The sequence below is a fragment of the Allobosea sp. P4_C6 genome (assembly GCF_056402015.1).
The window spans coordinates 1-3,262 of record NZ_JBFUIF010000149.1 but is presented as its reverse complement, the minus strand read 5'-3'; the positions used below and the strand labels follow the sequence as shown (position 1 = coordinate 3,262).

At 60.1% G+C, this 3,262-nt stretch carries 2 protein-coding genes and 2 pseudogenes; 2 read left to right on the top strand and 2 right to left on the bottom strand.

Annotated features, from left to right (window positions below):
- The first annotated feature begins 102 nt into the window (after window positions 1-102).
- A pseudogene (locus tag AC1DVA_RS27130) lies at window positions 103-1,137 on the top strand (IS110 family RNA-guided transposase).
- Between the two features lie 278 nt (window positions 1,138-1,415).
- On the opposite strand, the pseudogene AC1DVA_RS27125 reads toward AC1DVA_RS27130, so the two are convergent.
- Window positions 1,416-1,690, bottom strand: a pseudogene (locus AC1DVA_RS27125) (transposase); the annotation flags it as partial.
- Between the two features lie 179 nt (window positions 1,691-1,869).
- Window positions 1,870-2,163: a DUF2958 domain-containing protein gene (locus tag AC1DVA_RS27120; protein WP_476807950.1), complete on the bottom strand. Its 294-nt coding sequence runs from the start codon at window positions 2,161-2,163 to the stop codon at window positions 1,870-1,872.
- Window positions 2,164-2,665: 502 nt separating this feature from the next.
- Here AC1DVA_RS27120 and AC1DVA_RS27115 point away from each other — a divergent pair.
- Entirely contained in the window at window positions 2,666-3,259 is a 594-nt protein-coding gene (locus AC1DVA_RS27115; protein ID WP_476807949.1) for a recombinase family protein, read from the top strand.
- Window positions 3,260-3,262 lie beyond the last annotated feature (3 nt).

The following is a 3,262-nucleotide window of genomic DNA, read 5'->3' as shown; positions in this document are numbered from 1 at the left end:
GCCCTCAAGCCCGAGCCGGCAAAGATGGAGTAGGCGGGCGGTCGCGCCAGGACCAGAGTGCGTTGCGCGGTTTGACCCACAACACCTGCCATGGAGAGGGTGATGGACTATTTCGCTGGCCTGGATGAGTCCCTGGATACCGTGAACGTCTGTATCGTCAACGACACAGGCGATGTCCTGCTCGAACGGAAGATCGAAGCCGAGCCAGCGGTCATCGCTGATTTGCTGGCGAGGTTCGGCCATCCTTTCAAGCGGGTCGGCCTGGAAGCGGGCCCAACATCATCATGGCTTCACAGCGCGCTGCGCGAGGCCGGGTATCCCGCGATCTGCCTCGAATGCCGCCATGTGAAGGCAGGCCTGAGTGCAATGAGGAACAAGACCGACCGCAACGACGCACGCGGGATCGCCCATCTTCTCCGCCTTGGATGGTTCAGGCAGGTCCACATCAAAAGCGACGAGGCACAGCAAGTGCGCATGGCGCTCGTCAGTCGCCAGCAGCTTTTGAGTAAATCGCACGATATCGAGAACGCAATCCGCGGCTCGCTGAAGGTGTTCGGGCTTCGCATCGGGATCGTCACGCGGAGAGCCTTCGAGGAGCGCGTCCTGGAACTCGTCGCCGATCATCCAATCCTGCTCTCGATCACGAAGCCTATGCTGCGCGTCCGCCAAACGATGATCGRGGCTTTCGAGGAGCTGGACCGCATGTGCCGGCAGTTGGCGCGACGAGATCCGGTCTGCCGCCGGCTGATGACGATACCCGGTGTCGGGGTGGTCGTGGCGCTGACCTATCGCACCGGTGTCGACGCTCCCGAGCGGTTCTCGAGATGAAGAGACGTCGGCGCGCATTTTGGCCTGACCCCGAGACGTTATAGCTCCGGACAAACCGACTTCGACGGTCGCATCAGCCGGTGCGGCGACGAGATGGTCCGAACCGCGTTGTACCAGGCAGCCCACGTTCTCTTCCACCACGGTCCCTGGTCGGCCCTGAGGTCGTGGGCGATGCGGCTGGCGAAGCGAGGCAGCGTGAAGGTCGCGAAGGTTGCTCTCGCACGCCGGCTCGCCGTCATCATGCATCGCATGTGGACCGATGGCACCGAGTTCCGTTGGTCAGCGACGCCCGGGTCGACCGCCGCGTAGTGGGGCGACTCATGTAGCGATCGACCTTCATAGTTCCGTCGCCGAGGCGGAGAAGAGCGCCCGGGAGGGTGCGAGGGTCGGACGAGCCCGCATCGTTGGTTGCGATGGTTCGGCATACGCCGGTCCAATCGCGAGGCAAAGCTAGGCCGTTCGATCCTTCTCAACCCATCCTGTCCGCCGACGCAGCCAGCGTCGAGCACGCAAAGAAGCCTGAACTCGTCCGGGCGCTCCCAATCCGCGCATCATCAAAAACGGAGTTGACACATGCCCGCCTAAAGAAACCAGCGATAGGCGAGGTTCAGATGGACTTCGTCGCAGAGCCTGCGCTCCGAGCGGATGCCGAAGCAGTAGCCGACGATCAGCATCCGGATCATCAGCTCGGGATCGATCGAGGGCCGGCCGGTGTCGCTGTAGAACGGACGCAAATGCCCACGAATACCGGACAGATCGACGAAGCGGTCAATGGCGCGCAGCAGATGATGCCCAGGGACGTGCCGCTCAAGACTGAACTCGTAGAACAGTGCCTCTTGCCAACCGTCCGCTCGCCCATCATCGCACCGCCCTCCACAAGGACGACTGAATCAGAACCTCATCCTCCCAGCAACACCGACTTCTTCAACACAATCGGCCCTCCCGCGACCTTCCGAACGTCTGCAAACGGACAGGGCCGCACGGCTCTTCCCGAACTGTGACGACGGTCACTGGCGGGTACCATGCGTCCGATTCAATCCACTAGGCCGACCGCTCGGCGGCATACTGGCTTAGCGTCTTCTGAGCCTGCCAGTGCGGATCAATCTCGACGCGGAGATTTCCGGGCCCGGTGAGCGCAGCTAGCTCGGCGAGACTGAAGTTCCCGATCTCCGCGTCATCGGCAAAAATCGCGAGACCAAATAGCCTGTCTCGATCGAGCGGGTTCATTTCAGCTACGAGCCACGTAGCTGGCGCCCATGGCAGGAATAGCTTCAACACCGGCGTCGGATCAAAACTCCTGTCCTGGCGGCTCCGATGCCAGTTCGAGATTAGCAATCCCTAATTTCACTCGATATTTCAATAACTTGTGTAATTCCATGGTGTTTGGGGTTTCACTCCTGACGGCACGCCATCGAAAAACTGAGTGATCCGCTGTCAATAGCAGCCGAGAATTTGCAGCTGCAAATCTGATCGCTCATGCGAGCAAGCCATCACCAAGGTTTCAGCTGAGACCCGCGGAGCAATGGGATTTAACCGCGGTTAAATCGCAGTGGAGAATTTGCAGCTGCAAATCCCGATGCCCAAGCGAGCAGATATCTCCACGAGTCTCAGGGGCCGGAGCTGTTATGACCACTTCTGCGAAAGTGGTCATAACAGCTCCGGCCCCTTCTATCTCCGCACAATTTGCGGCGATTCCCGTACTCAATCGCCGCAAACTGAGGCAGGTGTCCAAAAACGAGCGATTTCGGACACCCTTCCCCGTCTCTGTCCAGAAAATAGCTTGCGCAAGTTCCGGACATGTCCGATTCTCGCCCTACCCTTTTTGGACGAAAATATGATGTCCCGAACCTTTGCTTATGTCCGAGTCTCGACCGACGGCCAGACCACCGACAACCAGGTGCAGGAAATTGAGGCCGCAGGCTTTCGCATCGAGCCACATCGGATCATTTCGGAAACGGTGTCGGGCAGCGTAGCGATCGCACAGCGCCAAGGCTTCACCAGGCTGATGGACAGGCTCGAGCCCGGCGACGTTCTCATTGTCACGAAGCTCGATCGGCTCGGCCGCAATACGATCGACGTGAGTACGACCGTGCACAAGCTCGAGGAAATTGGAATCCGGGTTCACTGCCTTGCTCTGGGGGGCGTCGACCTGGCGAGCTCGGCCGGCAAGATGACGATGAACGTCATCAACGCTGTCGCGCAATTCGAGCGCGATCTTCTTATCGAGCGAACCAATGCCGGTCTGCGTCGCGCGAAGTCAGAGGGAAGGAAGCTCGGAAGGCCAACCGCCCTCTCCTCCTCGCAGCGCGCCGAAATTCAAACCGCCCTGCAGGCCGGCCAGAAGGTGGCGCCTCTGGCGAAGCGTTTCAGTGTAAGCCGCCAGACCGTCATGCGGATCCGCGAAACTGTTTCGCCAGTCCGACCCGACTAGATT

What these genes read in the sequence shown, in the direction of transcription:
- AC1DVA_RS27115 (WP_476807949.1), top strand. Translation starts at nt 2,666, where the DNA reads ATGTCCCGAACCTTTGCTTATGTCCGAGTCTCGACCGACGGCCAGACC.